This window comes from Lentzea sp. CA-135723, from assembly GCF_050936595.1.
Classification (GTDB): Bacteria; Actinomycetota; Actinomycetes; order Mycobacteriales; family Pseudonocardiaceae; genus Lentzea.
The window spans coordinates 6,239,932-6,256,627 of record NZ_JBNJMK010000001.1; the positions used below are offsets into that span (position 1 = coordinate 6,239,932).

General features: G+C 70.6%; 17 protein-coding genes and 1 pseudogene. 15 read left to right on the forward strand and 3 right to left on the reverse strand.

Annotation, left to right across the window (positions count from 1 at the left end; translation table 11 throughout):
• Window positions 1-49: 49 nt before the first annotated feature.
• Complete coding sequence (locus ACQEU1_RS28980; protein WP_433208325.1) at window positions 50-241, reverse strand: hypothetical protein; 192 nt, start codon at window positions 239-241, stop codon at window positions 50-52.
• Window positions 242-480: 239 nt separating this feature from the next.
• Between ACQEU1_RS28980 and ACQEU1_RS28985 the strand changes: the two are divergent.
• The 14 genes and pseudogenes from ACQEU1_RS28985 to ACQEU1_RS29050 all read left to right on the forward strand — a co-directional run bounded on the left by ACQEU1_RS28985 (window position 481) and on the right by ACQEU1_RS29050 (window position 13,744).
• Window positions 481-933 (forward strand): annotated as a pseudogene (locus ACQEU1_RS28985) (DUF5956 family protein).
• A gap of 165 nt (window positions 934-1,098) precedes the next feature.
• A complete protein-coding gene (locus ACQEU1_RS28990) occupies window positions 1,099-1,845 on the forward strand; it encodes a phosphoglyceromutase (protein ID WP_433208328.1) in 747 nt (248 codons plus the stop codon).
• 198 nt (window positions 1,846-2,043) lie between these two features.
• A complete protein-coding gene (locus ACQEU1_RS28995; protein ID WP_433208331.1) occupies window positions 2,044-3,213 on the forward strand; it encodes a sensor histidine kinase in 1,170 nt (389 codons plus the stop codon).
• Window positions 3,210-3,890 carry a response regulator transcription factor gene (locus ACQEU1_RS29000; protein ID WP_053737067.1) on the forward strand — a complete coding sequence of 227 codons (681 nt, stop codon included), beginning with the start codon at window positions 3,210-3,212 and terminating at the stop codon, window positions 3,888-3,890. Before ACQEU1_RS28995 ends, ACQEU1_RS29000 begins: the two co-directional genes overlap by 4 nt.
• Before the next feature lie 27 nt (window positions 3,891-3,917).
• Window positions 3,918-4,898, forward strand: a complete 981-nt coding sequence (locus ACQEU1_RS29005; protein WP_433208335.1) for a hypothetical protein — start codon at window positions 3,918-3,920, stop codon at window positions 4,896-4,898.
• Window positions 4,898-6,262, forward strand: coding sequence for a hypothetical protein (locus tag ACQEU1_RS29010; protein WP_433208338.1), 1,365 nt, complete (start codon window positions 4,898-4,900; stop codon window positions 6,260-6,262). Before ACQEU1_RS29005 ends, ACQEU1_RS29010 begins: the two co-directional genes overlap by 1 nt.
• The gene (locus ACQEU1_RS29015) at window positions 6,259-7,080 is read left to right on the forward strand and encodes a sugar phosphate isomerase/epimerase family protein (protein WP_433208341.1); all 822 of its coding nucleotides are present in this window, start codon (window positions 6,259-6,261) and stop codon (window positions 7,078-7,080) included. The genes ACQEU1_RS29010 and ACQEU1_RS29015 overlap by 4 nt, the downstream gene beginning before the upstream one ends.
• A 1,295-nt stretch (window positions 7,081-8,375) precedes the next feature.
• The gene (locus tag ACQEU1_RS29020) at window positions 8,376-9,272 is read left to right on the forward strand and encodes a proline dehydrogenase family protein (RefSeq protein ID WP_433208344.1); all 897 of its coding nucleotides are present in this window, start codon (window positions 8,376-8,378) and stop codon (window positions 9,270-9,272) included.
• The gene (locus tag ACQEU1_RS29025; RefSeq protein WP_433208347.1) at window positions 9,269-10,051 is read left to right on the forward strand and encodes a thioesterase family protein; all 783 of its coding nucleotides are present in this window, start codon (window positions 9,269-9,271) and stop codon (window positions 10,049-10,051) included. The genes ACQEU1_RS29020 and ACQEU1_RS29025 overlap by 4 nt, the downstream gene beginning before the upstream one ends.
• Window positions 10,052-10,061: 10 nt before the next feature.
• Complete coding sequence (gene proC, locus ACQEU1_RS29030; protein ID WP_433208350.1) at window positions 10,062-10,871, forward strand: pyrroline-5-carboxylate reductase; 810 nt, start codon at window positions 10,062-10,064, stop codon at window positions 10,869-10,871.
• A 149-nt stretch (window positions 10,872-11,020) separates the two neighbouring features.
• Window positions 11,021-11,233: a helix-turn-helix domain-containing protein gene (locus tag ACQEU1_RS29035; RefSeq protein ID WP_030477960.1), complete on the forward strand. Its 213-nt coding sequence runs from the start codon at window positions 11,021-11,023 to the stop codon at window positions 11,231-11,233.
• A 120-nt stretch (window positions 11,234-11,353) separates the two neighbouring features.
• Window positions 11,354-11,455: a 30S ribosomal protein bS22 gene (locus ACQEU1_RS29040; protein ID WP_015105422.1), complete on the forward strand. Its 102-nt coding sequence runs from the start codon at window positions 11,354-11,356 to the stop codon at window positions 11,453-11,455.
• 275 nt (window positions 11,456-11,730) lie between these two features.
• Window positions 11,731-12,768: an NAD-dependent epimerase/dehydratase family protein gene (locus ACQEU1_RS29045; protein WP_433208355.1), complete on the forward strand. Its 1,038-nt coding sequence runs from the start codon at window positions 11,731-11,733 to the stop codon at window positions 12,766-12,768.
• Window positions 12,769-12,784: 16 nt separating this feature from the next.
• Window positions 12,785-13,744 (forward strand): lysophospholipid acyltransferase family protein, encoded by a 960-nt coding sequence (locus tag ACQEU1_RS29050; RefSeq protein WP_433208358.1) that lies wholly within the window; start codon window positions 12,785-12,787, stop codon window positions 13,742-13,744.
• Here ACQEU1_RS29050 and ACQEU1_RS29055 read toward each other — a convergent pair.
• Window positions 13,713-14,975 carry an isocitrate lyase/phosphoenolpyruvate mutase family protein gene (locus tag ACQEU1_RS29055; RefSeq protein WP_433208361.1) on the reverse strand — a complete coding sequence of 421 codons (1,263 nt, stop codon included), beginning with the start codon at window positions 14,973-14,975 and terminating at the stop codon, window positions 13,713-13,715. The two genes, ACQEU1_RS29050 and ACQEU1_RS29055, sit on opposite strands and share 32 nt — an antisense overlap.
• Before the next feature lie 58 nt (window positions 14,976-15,033).
• Here ACQEU1_RS29055 and ACQEU1_RS29060 point away from each other — a divergent pair, with 58 nt between their 5' ends.
• Window positions 15,034-15,738, forward strand: a complete 705-nt coding sequence (locus ACQEU1_RS29060) for an ArsR/SmtB family transcription factor (RefSeq protein ID WP_433208364.1) — start codon at window positions 15,034-15,036, stop codon at window positions 15,736-15,738.
• 33 nt (window positions 15,739-15,771) lie between these two features.
• Here the strand turns inward: ACQEU1_RS29060 and ACQEU1_RS29065 are convergent, their stop codons facing one another.
• Complete coding sequence (locus tag ACQEU1_RS29065) at window positions 15,772-16,665, reverse strand: HAD family hydrolase (RefSeq protein WP_433208367.1); 894 nt, start codon at window positions 16,663-16,665, stop codon at window positions 15,772-15,774.
• Window positions 16,666-16,696: the final 31 nt, after the last annotated feature.

Consider the following 16,696-nt stretch of genomic DNA (forward strand, 5'->3'; position numbering starts at 1 on the left):
TCATTGCTGGGGGCGTTGTCATTGAGTCTGCCTGCGCACACGTGGAGGTTCAGCCGTCGCCGAGCAGATCGCCGATCTTCTGGTTGGACGTCTCCTGCTGTCCGTCGAGAACAGCGGCGCACACCTCGAGGAGCACGGCGACCGAGTGGCCGGCACGTTCGGCGACCTCCACCGGGGACAGGCCTGCGGCGAGCCAGGTCGAGACGGCCGCGTGACGGAGCGAACACGGGTCAGCGGCCATCGGCGAGGTCTGTTGCTCAGGGGACGAGCCGATCTTCCTGACTTGCTGCCACGCCGCCGTGCAGACCGCCGAGTGAAGCGCTCTTGGCCCCTCGAAACAGCCGGCCGCCTGGTGTGGTGCCGAAGGTGTCGAGGTGCCCGCGGAGGATGCGCACCAGGGCCGGAGGGATGGGAACCGGCCGCGTGGAGTTCACCCCGGAGAGGTGGGAGCAGGTGCAGCAGCTCCCCGCCGATGTAGCGATGACGCCGCTTTCGAGTCGTCCGGAGTCGGTTCGAGTCGAGTCCGGCGGCGTCAGCTACGACCGGGTGCCTGACACTGGCTGGGGCATGCTCGTGGCGTGGTTGGCCGGTCCCGATCGCCTTGTCCGCGTGGTCGACGACGAACAGCACGCCGTCACCGTCACCGTTGTGCAGGGTACGAAGTTGACCACAGCGACTGAGCCCTGAACGCAGGCGGACCAGGCTGCCGTTGATGAGGGCATTGATGAGTACCTGTCGGACGCCCAGGTGCCCACTCCGCCACGTGGCTATCGCTGGTACCAGCGTCTGCCCCGCGGCTACGGCTCGCTCGACGAGGCCTACTCGCACATCAACGTCCACCTCCGCGAAGCAGACCCGGACAATGGCGCGGTTCGTCCAAGGGAACTCGCGCCCCTTGTGGCCGACGCGGTAGCTGATCTCTACGAACGCTGACTGACCACGCGACGCCCGGCGGCGATGTCGCCAACGGAACATGCACGGACGGGACCGGCTTTCTCGTGCGAGCGGCGAGGTCGTCAGGGCCGGCGAGTCCCATGGCGTGGATCACGGTGACCTGCCGGGGTACGGCAGGCGGGCAGGCATGGCAGGCTAGCCGCCATGTCTGTCGGAACCTTGGTGCTGCTCCGCCACGGCGAGAGCACGTGGAACGCGGAGAACCTGTTCACCGGCTGGGTGGACGTTCCCCTGTCGGAGAAGGGCGAGAAGGAGGCCCGCCGCGGTGGGCTGCTCCTCAAAGAGGCCGGTGTGCTGCCGGAGATCCTGCACACGAGCCTCATGCGCCGGGCCATCATGACCGCCAACCTGGCCCTCGACGCCGCCGACCGGCACTGGATCCCGGTCAAGCGCGACTGGCGCCTCAACGAACGCCACTACGGCGCGTTGCAGGGCAAGAACAAGAAGCAGACGCTGGAGGAGTTCGGCGAGGAGCAGTTCATGCTCTGGCGCCGCTCGTACGACACCCCGCCGCCGCCGATCGAGCCCGGCAGCGAGTTCAGCCAGGACACCGACCCGCGCTACGCGGGCCTCGGCCCCGACCTGCCGCTGACCGAGTGCCTGCTCGACGTCGTCAAGCGCATGCTGCCGTACTGGGACGAGTCGATCGTGCCGGACCTGCGCACCGGCAAGACGGTGCTGGTGGCCGCGCACGGCAACTCGCTGCGCGCGCTCGTGAAGCACCTCGACGGCATTTCGGACGAGGCCATCGCGGGGCTGAACATCCCCACCGGCATCCCGCTGCGCTACGACCTCGACGAGGACCTGAAGCCGCTCAAGCCGGGTGGCGAATACCTCGACCCCGAGGCCGCGAAGGACGCCATCGCGGCGGTCGCCAACCAGGGTCGTTAACCACATTCTGAGAAATGCACGTGTGCACCGGACGGCGGTGCGCACGTGCATTTTTCGTACGCCGTCCGTCCTAAGGACACGGTTGGGTGAACTAGGTCTGGCCAGGGCACAAACAACCTGGTCCAAAGGTGTCATAGGCGTCACGGTTCAGGCTTCCGTACTAGGCCAAGACACCTCTGAGCTGCTTACCATTCGCCCGTGACCACAACGGGTTACCTCGCTGTGTCGATCGGCGTCGCGCTCATCGGCGTGATCGCCGGTTTCCTCGTTGGCCGATTCACCGCTCCGCGCACACCGAAGGCCCCGGAGGGCCTGACGGTCGCGGACCTGATGCAACGGATCGTCGAGGACTCGCACGACGGCATCGTGGTGTTGAACCACTTCGGTGACGTGGTGTTGCACAACCCGAGGGCAGAAGAGCTGGGCGTCGTCCGCAACAACCGCGTCGACGACAGAGCGCGCAAGGCCGCCGAGGCCGTCCGCAACAGCAACGAGATCGTCTACGTGGACATCTCGCCACCGGAGGGCACCAAGGGCCGTCAGCCGGCCGCGGTGCACGCCGAGGTCCGGCTGCTCACCGAGGGCTTCACGGTCGTGGACGCGAGCGACGAGTCCGAGGCCGTGCGGCTGGAGAAGACCAGGCGCGACTTCGTGGCGAACGTCAGCCACGAGCTCAAGACCCCGGTCGGCGCCCTCGCGCTGCTGGCGGAGGCCGTGCTGGACGCGAGCGACGACCAGGACGAGGTCCGCCGGTTCAGCGCGAAGATCATGCAGGAGGCCACCCGCCTCGGCACGCTCGTCACCGAGCTGATCGCGCTCTCCCGCCTGCAGGGCGCGGAGAAGCTGCCCGAGCTGTCCGACACCGAGATCGACGTCGTGATCAACGAGGCGCTGTCGCGGTCCAAGCTCGCCGCCGAGTCGGTCAACATCTCGATCACCACCGACGAACCGAGCGGGTTCGTCGTGCCCGGCGACCGGTCGTTGCTGGTCACGGCACTGACGAACCTCCTGGACAACGCTGTCGCCTACTCGCCGCCCGGCAGCCCGGTGAGCGTGAGCCGCCGGCTGGTGGACGGCCACGTCGAGATCGCCGTGACCGACCGCGGCATCGGCATCGCCGAGGACCAGCAGATCCGCGTCTTCGAGCGGTTCTACCGCGTCGACAAGGCCCGATCGCGCGCGACCGGAGGCACCGGTCTCGGGCTCGCGATCGTCAAGCACGTCGCCGCCAACCACGGCGGTGAGGTGAAGCTGTGGAGCCTGCCAGGAACGGGCTCCACCTTCACGCTGCGGCTGCCGGCCGCGGCGACCGAACCCAACCCGACCCTCGTCCCCACCGGCGCGGGTGACACTGGAGGAGAGCTGTGACCAGGGTGCTCATCGTGGAGGACGAGGAGTCCTTCGCCGATCCGCTCGCCTTCCTGCTGCGCAAGGAAGGGTTCACCGCGGCGCTCGCGGCCACCGGCCAGGAGGCGCTGGAGGAGTTCGACCGCAACGGCGCCGACATCGTGCTGCTCGACCTGATGCTGCCCGGCATGAGCGGCACGGACGTCTGCAAGCAGCTGCGCCAGCGCTCCGCCGTCCCCGTGATCATGGTGACGGCCCGCGACAGCGAGATCGACAAGGTCGTGGGGCTCGAGCTGGGCGCCGACGACTACGTCACCAAGCCGTACTCGGCCCGCGAGCTCATCGCCCGCATCCGCGCGGTGCTGCGCCGCGGCGGCGAGTCCGAGGACCTGCTGCCGCAGATCCTGGAGGCCGGTCCGGTGCGGATGGACGTGGAACGCCACGTCGTCACCGTCGGCGGCCAGGACATCAGCCTGCCGCTCAAGGAGTTCGACCTCCTCGAGTACCTGCTGCGCAACGTCGGCAGGGTGCTCACCCGCGGCCAGCTGATCGACCGCGTCTGGGGAGCCGACTACGTGGGCGACACGAAGACCCTGGACGTGCACGTCAAGCGGCTGCGTTCGAAGATCGAACCCGACCCGTCCGCCCCGCGTCACCTGGTGACCGTGAGGGGTCTGGGTTACAAGTTCGAGTCCTGACGGACACGACCAGGTACCGTTTCCGGCGTGCGCCTGGGCGTTCTCGACGTGGGTTCCAACACCGTCCACCTGTTGGTGGTGGACGCGCATCGTGGTGCCCACCCCATCCCGATGACGTCCGAGAAGACGATCCTGCGTCTCGCCGAGCAGCTGAACGACAAGGGGCAGCTCTCCAAAGCGGGCGCTGACCAGCTCGTTCGTGCCGTCGCCGCAGCCAAGGCCTCAGCGAAGAGGTCCGGCTGCGACGACCTGATGGCGTTCGCGACCTCGGCCGTGCGCGAGGCGGGCAACTCCGCCGAGGTGCTCGACCGGGTGCGCGCCGAGACCGGGGTCGACCTCAAGGTCCTGTCCGGCGAGGACGAGGCGAAGTACACCTTCCTCGCGGTCCGCCGCTGGTACGGCTGGTCCGCGGGCAAGTTGCTCTCCCTCGACATCGGTGGCGGCTCGCTCGAGCTCGCCATCGGCCGTGACGAGAACCCGGACCTGGCCTTCTCCGTGCCGCTCGGCGCGGGCAGGCTCACCAGGACGAGGTTCAAGAAGGACCCTCCCAGGCGTTCCGAGGTCCGCGAGACCAGCGAGTGGCTCGCCGAACAGCTCGCGCCCGTGGCGCGGAAGCTGAAACGCGCGGGTGAACCCGATCGAGTGGTTGCGACCTCAAAAACTTTCCGAACGCTGGCGCGGCTCACCGGGGCCGCGCCGTCGTCTGCCGGGCCCAGGGCACGACGCGTGCTCACCGACGCGGGCCTGCGGCAGCTGATCGCGTTCATCTCCCGGATGTCGGCCCATGACCTCGCGGAGCTGGAAGGCGTGAGCACATCGCGCGCCCACCAGCTCGTCGCGGGCGCATTGGTCGCGGAGGCCACAATGCGAGCCCTGTCACTCACGCAGCTGGAGATTTGCCCGTGGGCACTCCGGGAGGGTGTCATCCTCCGGCGGCTGGACCACACTGATGGGACGGACCAGAGCGATACTGGACGGACTGGCCAGACCGGGGCACGGTGGAGTTGATGAGTCGAGAGAGCGGATCCGACCAGACGCAGCGCACAGTCGCTGAGCTGCTCGCCCAGTACGGCGGCAGCGCAGAGAGTGCGCCTCGTCGGCGACGCCGCCGGGCTGCGGACGAGGAAGACGACGTCCAGCAGCCGGAGACCGCACCCCAGACGATCATCGAGCGGGTCCTGTCCGACAGCGGCCGCCTGATGGCCGTGCGCGACGACACGGCCGCGCCGCAGCCCGGCCGCCGCGCCGCGCCCGAACCCCCCTCCGCACCGCCGCCCGCGGCAGCGGAGCGCACCGCGTACCAGCCGAAACCGCAGGTCGCGCCGCAGGTGAAGGCCCAGCCGCCGAAGCCGCAGCCGCCGAAGCCGCAGCCGTCGCAGCAGATGCCGGTGCCGCCCCCCGCGCCGCCGCCGCTGGTCCGCAGACCGCCGAAGCAGGCCCCGCCCGCCGCTCCCGCGCCGCCGCCAGCGGCCGCCGAGCAGACGAGGCAGGTGCCGCAGGTCCGCGACCAGCCGTCGCGCTCGGACATGCCGAGGCCCGAGGTCCGCCCCGAACCGCCGCGCCCGGAGCCGTCGCGCTCCGACCTGCCGCGCCCGGACGCGCCCGGCAGGCTGGAGGCACGCCTCGACCAGGCGACCGCGACCCCCGCGGCCGCGCGGACCAGCATCGTCCGCCCGCCGAAGCCCGGTCAGCCGTCCGTGGCCATGCCGATCCCCGGCCAGCCGCCGCGCGAGGCGATGACCGAGCAGCTCCCGCGCATCCCGGCCAAGGCGCCGGTGGACAAGATCGCCGCACTCGAGACCGAGTCCGTGCTGATCGTGCCGCCGGCCCCGCCGAAGCTGCCGGAACCGTTGCCCGGCAACGTGCCCGACGCCTGGTTCGGCGACGACGACCCGAACGCGCACACCGACCTGTCGATGGCGCCGATGGAGTCGACCGCCGCGCACCCCGGCCCGTACGTGGACGACGACGACTCGCAGGAGTACGCCGCCTACCGCGCCGACGACGACTACCTCGCCGACAACGACGAGGACGAGGACGACGACGAGGGCCCCGCAGGCCTCGACGACGCCGCCGAAGCCGAGGAAGAAGAGCCGGCAGAGCCGCGCTCGGCGGGCAAGGAGTGGCTGGTCATGATCGGCCAGCTCGCCGTCGGCGTCCTGGGCGGAGCCGGCCTGTGGCTCGCCTTCAACTACCTCTGGCGCTCGGTACCCGCCGCCGCGCTGGTCGTCGCGCTCGCGGTCACCGTCGGCCTGGTGCTGCTGGTGCGCAAGATCCGCAGAGCCGATGACCTGCAGACCACCGTCCTGGCCGTCCTCGTGGGCCTCATCGTCACCGTGTCACCAGCGGCGATGCTGCTGGTGAAGAGTTGACGGCCCGCATCCCGGTCGGGCTTTCCACGGCATCGGTCTACCCGCAGCCCGCCGGAGCGGCGTTCGAGATCGCGTCCGACCTGGGCTACGACGGCGTCGAGCTGATGGTGTGGGCCGACCCGGTGTCGCAGGACATCCGCGCCGTCGACCGGTTGTCCGTCAGGACGGGCATGCCGGTGCTGGCCGTGCACGCGCCGTGCCTGCTGATCTCGCAGCGGGTGTGGTCACCCGATCCAGGTGAGCGGCTGCGCCGGGCCGTTGCGGCTGCCGGCGACCTCGGGGCGCCCACGGTCGTGCTGCACCCGCCGTTCCGGTGGCAGCGCAAGTACGCGGACGGCTTCGCCGAGCTGGTCGCCTCGCTGGAGGACTCCAGCGGGGTCGCCATCGCCGTGGAGAACATGTTCCCGGTGCGGCGTCCGCTGGGGCGGGGGCGGTCGGTGGAGATGAACGCGTTCAAGCCGTCCGTGGACCCGACCGACGTCGGGCACCGGAACTACACGCTGGACCTGTCGCATTCAGCGGCCGCGCACATGGACGCGCTGGAACTGGCGAAGCGGATGGGGGACGGGCTCCGGCACGTTCACCTGGCTGACGGGTCCGGGGCGCCCAAGGACGAGCACATGGTGCCGGGGCGCGGGGACCAGCCCTGTGCCGAGCTCTGCGAGATGTTGGCCCGTGGGGGGTTCGACGGGCAGGTGGTGCTGGAGGTCAACACGCGGCGGGCGGGGTCGCCGGCTTTGCGGCGGGAGATGCTGGCCGAGTCGTTGTTGTTCGCGCGGCTGCATCTGGACTGGGACGCTGATTCGTCGCGGGGCTAGTTGCGGTTCCGTTAGTGCCTGTTCCAGCGGGGTTGGTCGCGTTCGCTTGGTTGGGCTGCGGTTGCGAGGGTGCTTGCGCGGGTCCTGCCGAAGTGCGGGGTGGCGATTGGGGCTTGACCTTGAGCCTCTGGCGGGATGCGTTCGCGGCCTCAAAGCCGAGGTGATAGAGCGCCCCGGCCGGACCGGACAGGTTGGCATCCCGCCCCCTCAAGGTAAAGCCCCAATCGCAGTCGGTGGGTTCGACCGCTGACCAGCCGGGCATCAGCCCGTTCGGGCTCGCCTCCGGCTTCGCCACGCCAGGACTCGTACGTGGTTGAGGTGCGTCGTTGGCTGTCCGGTTGGGTGCGCGCGCCGGGCCAAGACGGTGGTCGCCTTGCGTTGGCGACTGCGGTTGGGTGCGCCCTTCATGCTTGCCTCCGCCCGCCGCCGCCTCTGCCTCCGCCCGCCGCCGCCTCCGCCCGCCGCCTCCGCCCGCCGCCTCCGCCCGCCGCCTCCGCCCGCCGCCTGCCGCCTCCGCCGCCTGCCGCCTCCGCCGCCTGCCGCCTCCGCCGCCTGCCGCCTCCGCCGCCTGCCGCCTCCGCCGCCTGCCGCCTCCGCCGCCTGCCGCCTCCGCCGCCTGCCGCCTCCGCCGCCTGCCGCCTCCGCCGCCTGCCGCCTCCGCCGCCTGCCGCCTCCGCCGCCTGCCGCCTCCGCCGCCTGCCGCCTCCGCCGCCTGCCGCCTCCGCCGCCTGCCGCCTCCGCCGCCTGCCGCCTCCGCCGCCTGCCGCCTCCGCCGCCTGCCGCCTCCGCCGCCTGCCGCCTCCGCCGCCTGCCGCCTCCGCCGCCTGCCGCCTCCGCCGCCTGCCGCCTCCGCCGCCTGCCGCCTCCGCCGCCTGCCGCCTCCGCCGCCTGCCGCCTCCGCCGCCCGCCGCCTCCGCCGCCCGCCGCCTCCGCCGCCTGCCGCCTCCGCCGCCCGCCGCCTCCGCCGCCCGCCGCCTCCGCCGCCTGCCGCCTCCGCCGCCCGCCGCCTTCGCCTCTGCTGCCGTCACCTCCGACCGCGCGCCTCCGACCGCGCGCCTCCGACCGCGCGCCTCCGACCGCCCGCCGCCGCCCGCCGCCGCCTCCGCGCCCGCGCCCCTCTGTCCGTTCCCGCCTCCGCTGCTCGGCTGGCTGCTCCGGACTGTCGGACCCTCTCGCTACGTTGGGTCGCGGGGGACCCTGAGCCCGAGGGGACCCCTGCGTCAGCCTGCCCCTCGGCAAGTGTTGGCAAGGGTCGTTCGGCACTGTTGTGGTCTGGCCGGGTTAGGGTTCGTGGTGTGAACCCGCTGCGAGCGTTGATCATGGCCGCGTCTCGCAACGAGACGGTCCGCCATCTGGTGGCCAGTGCGCCCATCAGCCGCGACGTCGTCAAGCGGTTCGTGGCCGGGGAGAGCACTGCGGACGCCGTCGAGGTGGTCCGGAACCTGGGGCTCCCCGTCACCCTCGACTACCTCGGCGAGGACACGACCGACAAGGCTCAGGCCGAGCGGACCGTGCAGGCTTACCTGGAGCTGCTCGACGCGTTGCACGCCGCAGGGCTGGCGAAGGACGCCGAGGTGAGCGTCAAGTTGTCCGCGGTTGGACAGTCCCTGGACGAGGCGCTTGCCCTGACGAATGCCTCCCGGATCTGTGCCGCCGCCGAACAGTGCGGGACGACTGTGACGTTGGACATGGAGGACCACACCACCACCGACTCCACGTTGCGGGTGTTGGCGGAGCTGCGGCGCACGTGGCCTTGGGTCGGGGCCGTGGTGCAGACGTACCTGCATCGGACGTTGGACGACTGCAAGCAGCTCGCGGGGCCCGGCAGCCGGGTGCGGTTGGTGAAGGGGGCCTACGCGGAGCCTCCCGAGGTGGCGATCCAGGACCCGCACGAGGTGGACCTCAACTACGTGCGGTGCGTGAACGTGCTCCTCGCCGGGGAGGGCTATCCGATGTTCGCGACGCACGACCCGCGGCTCATCGAAATCATTGGCGAGCGGGCCCGGTGGTATGACAAAACTGACTTCGAGTACCAGATGCTCTACGGCATCCGGACCGAGGAGCAGAGGCGCCTCGGCACTCGCGTTTATGTTCCTTACGGCGAGCAGTGGTACGGATATCTCATGCGGCGACTAGCAGAACGGCCTGCCAACGTGACCTTCTTCCTGCGGTCGCTGGCCAGCCGCTCATGACCTTCTCGAAGTCCAGTGCGGTGCGTTCGCTCGGTGACGGAACCTTCACCGCGTCCCTGCCCGCCGAGTGGACCGTCGGGCCCAAGCCCCACGGTGGGTTCCTCCTCGCGGTGATGACCCGCGCCGCCGCCGCGGTGGCCGAGGGTGATCCGCTGGCCGTGTCCGCGCAGTTCCTGCGTGCGCCCGAGGTCGGGCCCGTGCTGGTGCGGACCGACGTCCGCAAGGCGGGGCGGACCGCGACGGTGATCAACGTGTCGCTGGAGCAGCGGGGGCAGGTGTGCGTGGAGGCCTCGGTGACGACGGGGCGGATCCCCGAGCACCGGGCCGACTACGTGAACCTGCCGGCCATGCCCGCGTCACCGCCTCCCAACGCGGTGGAGATGGCGACGTTCCCAACAGGTGGGAGCTACAAGGTCGGCGCGCTGTGCGATCTGAGGGTGGACCGGGAGTCCGCGAGCTTCCTCGACCGGCGCACCGACGGGCCGTTGACGTTGAAGCTGTGGGCGCGGCCGACGGACGAGCAGCCCGACCCGTACTTCGCGTTGCTGGCGGGCGATCTGTCGATGCCGGTGACGTTCAACCTGGGGCGTTTTGGCTGGTCACCGACGGTGCAGCTGACCGCGCTCCTGCGAGCGCGCCCTGCACCGGGGTGGTTGCGGATCCACGTGACCTGCCAGGCCGTGCATGGGCAGTGGTTCGACGAGGACGCGACCGTCATCGACGCCGCCGGACGGCTGGTGTGCCAGGCACGGCAGTTGGCGTTGACGCCCGCTGTGTGAGACTTGACCGATGACGAAGATCGCGGTGCTCGGCGCGGGCAAGATCGGTGAAGCGCTCCTGTCCGGGCTCTTGCAGGGTGGTCGTCCGGCCTCGGATCTGCTGTTCACGGAGAAGCACGAGTCACGGGCTCGCGCGCTGACGGAGCAGTACGGGTTCGAGGCCGTCACGGTCTCGGGGGCGGCCGAGCAGGCGGACGTGCTCGTCGTGGCGGTCAAGCCGCAGGACATCGAGCCGTTGCTGGCCGAGCTCGCACCGGTGCTGCGGGCCGGGACGTTGATCGTGTCGCTGTGCGCCGGGCTGCCCACGGCGCTGTACGAGCGCAGGCTGCCCGCCGGGACGCCCGTCGTGCGGGTCATGCCGAACACCCCGATGGTCGTCGGCGAGGCCATGAGCGCGGTCTCCGGCGGCTCCAACGCCACGGCCGAGCACCTCAAGGTCGTCGAGGAGCTGCTGTCGACCGTCGGCAAGGTCGCGGTGGTGCCGGAGTCGCAGCAGGACGCGGTGACGGCGCTGTCGGGCTCCGGGCCCGCGTACTTCTTCTTCCTGGTCGAGGCGATGATCGACGCGGGCATCCTGCTCGGCATCCCGCGCGACCTGGCCTCGCAGCTGATCATCCAGTCGGCCGTGGGGGCCGCCACGATGCTCAACGAGGGCTCGAACCACCCGGTGATCCTGCGCGAGGCCGTCACGTCGCCCGCCGGCACGACCATCATGGCGATCCGCGAGCTGGAGAAGCACGGGGTTCGCGCGGCACTTCTCGCGGCCATCGAGAGCGCCCGTGACCGGTCCGTTGAGCTGGGCAGGCAGCACGAGGACTGAGCCGATCGAGACGCCAAGTGAGGGAACGTCCCCACTTTGGCCGTCGCAGGAGTCACACCAGTCCCGCTACTCTCAGAGCAGCACGTGCGTGTCGAACCGTCGGTGGGGAAGACCGACGGCACGACACGTGTCGAAGGATGCGGTGATTTATGCCTGCGAAGGAGAACGAACGAACAGGCCTCGCTCAGGTGCAGTTCCTGACCGTGGCCGAGGTGGCCTCGATGATGCGGGTCTCCAAGATGACCGTGTACCGCCTGGTGCACTCCGGCGAGCTACCCGCGGTGCGGGTCGGCAAGTCGTTCCGGGTGCCGGAAAAAGCGGTGCACGCCTACCTGGAGAACGCGTACTTCGACGCTGGCTGAAGGCTGGCGAACCCCGCCGGGTAGACTGGTAGGCCGATCGTGCTTACCGGCGCGCCGTGCTTGACACGGCCAAGGCTGGGGCGCGCCAGTCAAAGCAACGTCTAGAGCTAAGGAACCCGCATGGGCTCGGTCATCAAGAAGCGCCGCAAGCGCATGTCGAAGAAGAAGCACCGCAAGCTGCTGCGCAAGACCAGGGTCCAGCGCAGGAAGCGCGGCAAGTAAGCCCGCATGCGCTCTGCCGCCGTCGGTCTCCTCTTGCAGGAGGCCGGCGGCGGTTGCGTTTTTTCGAAGTCCGCAACCTGTTCGGGTGCTTGCGCCGACACGGAATATCACTCCGTGAGACAGCGTGACACATCCACGGGAACGGGGGCCGCCGTTCGGGTGATTAGCCCGTAAAGCCTGCGTGACCTGCGTCAAGACGGCGTTCCGGCCCCCTCCGGTTTCACATCTGGTCTGTAGCATCGACCAATCGCAGAGTCCTTCGTGCTTGGAGTCGCATGACGCCCAAGGTCGTCCTCGTCACCGGAGTCAGCCGCTTCCTCGGCGGCCACCTCGCCGCGCGCTTCGCCGCGAACCCGGACATCGAGCGCGTGCTCGGTGTGGACACCGAGCCGCCGCCACGCGATCTGCTGCGCCGCATGGGCCGAGCGGAGTTCGTGCGGGCCGACATCCGCAACCCGCTGATCAGCAAGGTCATCTCCACCGCGAACGTCGACACCGTCGTGCACGCCTCCGTCACCGCGAGCCCTGCCGGGCCCACCGGCCGCACCGCGATGAAGGAGATGAACGTCATCGGCACCATGCAGCTGCTGGCCGCGTGCCAGAAGTCGCCCAAGGTGCAGAAGCTCGTCGTGAAGTCCACCAGCGCCGTCTACGGGTCGAGCAGCCGCGACCCGGCGGTGTTCACCGAGGACATGGGCCCCAAGGACCTGCCGTCGTCCGGCTACGCCAAGGACGCGGTCGAGGTCGAGGGCTACGTGCGCGGGTTCGGCCGCCGCAGGCCGGACGTCAACGTCACGACGCTGCGCTTCACCAACTTCATCGGCCCGCGCATCGACACGGTGCTGACGCGCTACTTCGCCCTACCGGTCGTGCCCACCGTCCTGGGCTACGACGCTCGTGTGCAGCTGCTGCACTCCGAGGACGCGCTGGCGATCCTGGAGCGCGCGACGCTGCACGACCTGCCCGGTGTGTACAACGTGGGCGGCGACGGCGTGCTGCTGCTGTCGCAGGCCATCCGCCGGGCTGGCAGGCTGAACCTGCCGGTGCCCAGCGCGGCCGTGCCCACGGTCGGTGGCTTCTTCCGGAGCGCCCGGCTCGTCGACTTCTCGCCAGACCAGATGAGGTTCCTCAACTGGGGGCGCGTGGTCGACACCACCCTGCTGCGCAAGGAGTTCGGGTTCACGCCGCGGTGGACCACCCAGCAGGCGTTCGACGACTACGTGAACGGCCGAGGCCTGAAGCCGCTCATCGACCCGGAGACGGTCGGTGCCGCAGAGCGGACCATCCTCGAAGCGGCCGCTCGTTTCCGCTGATCTTTGCCTTGAGGAGATGAACGCAGTGGCAGGAGCACGCGTTATCCCGCTGCACGACCCGGAACGCGACGCAGCGCGCAGATCGCGCCACGTCGAGGTGGTTCCCGAGCCGGAGCAGCAGCAGTCCGAGACACCGGACTGGGAACGCAGGCTGACCGACCTGCTGGCGTTCGCGCGCAGGCGGATCGCGGGCGACTACCGCATCGACGAGTTCGGGTTCGACCAGGACCTGACCGAGAACGTGCTGATGCCGCCGCTGAAGCCGCTGTACGAGAAGTGGTTCCGGGTCGAGACCATCGGCCTGAACAACATCCCGATGGCCGGTGGCGCGCTGATCGTCGCGAACCACTCCGGCACGTTGCCGCTCGACGCCCTGATGACGTCGTACGGCATCGCGTCCGAACACCCGGCGCACCGGCCGTTGCGCGGGCTCGGCGCCGACCTGGTGTTCCGCACGCCGCTGCTCGGAGCGTTGGCGCGCAAGGGCGGCCAGACGCTCGCCTGCAACGCCGACGCCGAGCGCCTGCTGTCGTCCGGTGAGCTCGTCGGCGTGTGGCCGGAGGGCTTCAAGGGCATCGGCAAGCCGTTCAAGGACCGCTACAAGCTGCAGCGCTTCGGCCGCGGCGGCTTCGTGTCGGCCGCGTTGAAGACGGGCGTGCCGATCATCCCGGTCTCGATCGTGGGCGCCGAGGAGATCTACCCGATGATCGGCGACATCAAGGCGCTGGCACGCCTGTTCGGCTTCCCGTACTTCCCGGTGACGCCGCTGTTCCCGCTGTTCGGGCCGCTGGGCGCGATCCCGCTGCCGTCGAAGTGGTACATCGAGTTCGGCGAGCCGATCCGCACCGACGTCTTCGGCGAGAACGCGGCCGACGACCCGATGCTCGTCTTCAACCTCACCGACCAGGTGCGCGAGACGATCCAGCAGACCCTCTACCGGCTGCTCACCCAGCGTCGGAACGTGTTCCTCGGCTGACCATCGCCTGCACCTCGTCGTAGCCGAACGCCTCGGGGAGCCCACCGTCCCGAACCGCCGTCGCGGCCGCGACGGTGTGCTGCAGGGCCGCCCTGAACAGCAGTGATCCGGTGCTGATCCGTTTAACGCCCAGGTCGCCGAGCTCCTTCGGGGTGCGCTGCTGGGCGAGGACGTTGAGCGGGGCGATCTTCGCCAGTTCCTCGATCTCGCGCGGCTCGGTCAGTCCCGCCACGAAGATCCCGTCGGCGCCGGCGTCGACGTACCTGCGGGCGCGGTCCGCGGTTTCGTCGCGGGCCTTGCCGAGCCAGTGGGTGTCGATGCGGGCGTTGAGGAAGACGCCCGGCGCGCGTTCCTTGACGGCCGCGATGAGTTTCGCCTGCTCCTGCGGGGTGGCTAGGCCGTGCGGCCGTCCGTCCTCGAGGTTCACGCCCGCGACGCCGAGGCCGGCCACGAGTTCGCCGACATCTCGCGGTGACTTGCCGAACCCGGACTCCAGGTCGGCGGTGACGGGGAACGGCAGGTCGGCGAGCATTCTTGCCAGCGCGACGGCCTGCTCTCCCGCCAGGCCCATGCCGTCCGGGATGCCGTGCGCGGCCGCCACGCCGAGGCTCGTCGTGCCGACCGCTCCGAACCCCGCCGCGTGCAGGGCCATCGCCGAGGCGAAGTCCCAGGCGTTCGGCAGGACCAGCGGGACGTCCTGGTGGTGCAGGGCCCGGAACGCCATGTTCTTGGCGATCGTCGTGGCCAGGGTTCTGCCCGGACAGGCGTGCGGACCGTGACCGAACGGGTGATCTTCGAGGCTCACCACGACTCCTCCGGCCCTGCGGGTGACCGGCACGGGCGGGGCCGGGTCGCCGGTCCGCAGGTGCTCGGCCAGGGCGTTCGTGGCGGCCCAGGCTTGGACCAGCAGCCCGATCCTGGCCGCGGTCTCCTCGTCGCGGTTCCTGGCCAGCCGCTCCACGGCCGCGTCCGCCGCCGCGGTCGTCGGCTCGTGAGGTTGGTAGACCGGGGCGATCGCGGCGATGTGCGGGAGCGCGCCCGGCAGGCCCAGCGCGGCCGCCAACTCGTCGAGACTCGTCGCTTGGACGCCCTCCAAGAGCCGCTCGGTCAGGGCACGCCGGCGGGCGTGCTCCTCACCGTTGCTGAACCTGACCACGGACGACCTCAGCCAGGCCACGCCCGTGTCGCCCGGCGGGACCGACGGAACCGGCAGCAGCAACTCTTCGCTCATGGCCGTTGACGCTAGGCCCGGGACGCTTCGGTGCCGGCCGAAGTGTCCCGGCCTCAGAATGGGCGGCGTGGAAGCACTCGCCCAGGTCGCCTCACTGCTCGCGGACTCGACCCGTGCCGCGATCTGCGGTGCCCTGCTGGACGGACGCGCCTGGACGGCCCGGGAGCTGGCCCAGCACGCCGGGGTGGCCGCGTCGACCGTCAGCGAGCACCTGACGCGGTTGGTCGAGGGTGGGCTGCTGGTGGAGCACCGGCAGGGGCGGCACCGGTACGTGGCGCTGGCCGGGCCGCACGTGGCGGAGCTGCTGGAGTCGATGGCGGCGTTCGCCGGGCCGGGGGTGGCGCCGAGGGGGTTGCGGGCGGCGGCGGTGTCGGAGGCGATGGCGCGCGGCCGCACCTGCTACGACCACCTGGCCGGACGGCTGGGGATCGCGCTGAAGACAGGGCTGGTGGAGGCCGGGCTGGTCGCCGCGGGGATTGGCAGGGAGCTCGCGACCACCGGCCTGGCTGCCGAACTCGCCATCACCGAGCCGGGAATGGTGTGGCTCAAGGAGCTCGGCTTCGAGCCGGGCAAGCGAGTCGTCAGCCGTGCCTGCCTCGACTGGACCGAGCGCGTTCCTCACCTGGCCGGAGCCGCCGGGGCGTTCCTGTGCGGCACGTTCCTCGAGCGCGGCTGGGTGCGCCGGATCGGCACGTCCCGGGCGGTGCTGCTCACCCCGGAGGGCGAGCAAGGATGGCGCGAGCTGGGCCTGCTCGCCGCGTGACCTGCGCCCTCGGCTCGCGCCGCCTGTCTCGGCTTACTTGACCCGGCGCCGGTAGGCCATCGTCGCCGCCACCGCGCCTGCCAGCGCGCCCGCGCCCAGCACCGACGGCACGCCGATCTTCGCCGCCTTCCGCCCGGTCCGGAAGTCGCGGATCTCCCACCCCTTGCGCCGCGACACCTCCCGCAGCTGCGAGTCGGGGTTGACGGCCACCGCGGTGCCGACGACCGACAGCATCGGCACGTCGTTGGACGAGTCCGAGTACGCGGTGCAGCGCCGCAGGTCGAGGCCTTCCTTGGCGGCCAGGGAGCGCACTGCCTGGGCCTTCGCCTTGCCGTGCAGCAGGTCGCCGACGAGCCTGCCCGTGTAGATGCCGTCCTCGGACTCCGAGACCGTGCCCAGCGCGCCGGTGAGGCCCAGGCGGCGGGCGATGATCTGGGCCAGCTCCACCGGGGTCGCGGTGACCAGCCACACGCGCTGACCTGCGTCGAGGTGCATCTGGGCGAGGGCCTGGGTGCCCTTCCAGATGCGGTCGGCCATCAGCTCGTCGTAGATCTCCTCGCCCAGCGAGACGAGCTCGGCGACGCTGCGGCCCGCCACGAACGACAGGGCCTGCTCACGTGAGGCTTTGACCGAGGCCGGGTCCTCGCGGCCGCCCACTCGGAACTTCAGCTGCTGCCAGACGAAGCCCGCGAGGTCGGACGTCGAGAAGTACTTGCGCGCGGCCAGGCCGCGGGCGAAGTGGAAGATCGACGCGCCCATCATCATCGTGTTGTCCACGTCGAAGAAGGCTGCGGCGGTCAGGTCCGGTGGGACCGTCAGCGACGCTTCGAGCTCCGGCGCCATCGCGGCGGCCTGGATCGCCGCCTCTGCCGATGCCTCGCCGGCCAGCTCGGCCAGCCGGTCGCTCTCCACGTCACGCTTGCCCATGTCCCAAGCGTAGCGATCAGGTTCGCCGGAA

Bases quoted from the DNA above. Each gene is read 5' to 3' on its own strand.
- ACQEU1_RS29045 (WP_433208355.1), top strand. From the start codon at position 11,731: ATGACGCCCAAGGTCGTCCTCGTCACCGGAGTCAGCCGCTTCCTCGGC.
- ACQEU1_RS29055 (WP_433208361.1), bottom strand. From the start codon at position 14,975: ATGAGCGAAGAGTTGCTGCTGCCGGTTCCGTCGGTCCCGCCGGGCGAC.
- ACQEU1_RS29025 (WP_433208347.1), top strand. From the start codon at position 9,269: ATGACCTTCTCGAAGTCCAGTGCGGTGCGTTCGCTCGGTGACGGAACC.
- ACQEU1_RS29010 (WP_433208338.1), top strand. From the start codon at position 4,898: ATGAGTCGAGAGAGCGGATCCGACCAGACGCAGCGCACAGTCGCTGAG.
- ACQEU1_RS29050 (WP_433208358.1), top strand. From the start codon at position 12,785: ATGAACGCAGTGGCAGGAGCACGCGTTATCCCGCTGCACGACCCGGAA.
- ACQEU1_RS29065 (WP_433208367.1), bottom strand. From the start codon at position 16,665: ATGGGCAAGCGTGACGTGGAGAGCGACCGGCTGGCCGAGCTGGCCGGC.
- ACQEU1_RS29035 (WP_030477960.1), top strand. From the start codon at position 11,021: ATGCCTGCGAAGGAGAACGAACGAACAGGCCTCGCTCAGGTGCAGTTC.
- ACQEU1_RS29040 (WP_015105422.1), top strand. From the start codon at position 11,354: ATGGGCTCGGTCATCAAGAAGCGCCGCAAGCGCATGTCGAAGAAGAAG.
- ACQEU1_RS29060 (WP_433208364.1), top strand. From the start codon at position 15,034: ATGGGCGGCGTGGAAGCACTCGCCCAGGTCGCCTCACTGCTCGCGGAC.
- ACQEU1_RS28980 (WP_433208325.1), bottom strand. From the start codon at position 241: ATGGCCGCTGACCCGTGTTCGCTCCGTCACGCGGCCGTCTCGACCTGG.
- proC (WP_433208350.1), top strand. From the start codon at position 10,062: ATGACGAAGATCGCGGTGCTCGGCGCGGGCAAGATCGGTGAAGCGCTC.
- ACQEU1_RS28990 (WP_433208328.1), top strand. From the start codon at position 1,099: ATGTCTGTCGGAACCTTGGTGCTGCTCCGCCACGGCGAGAGCACGTGG.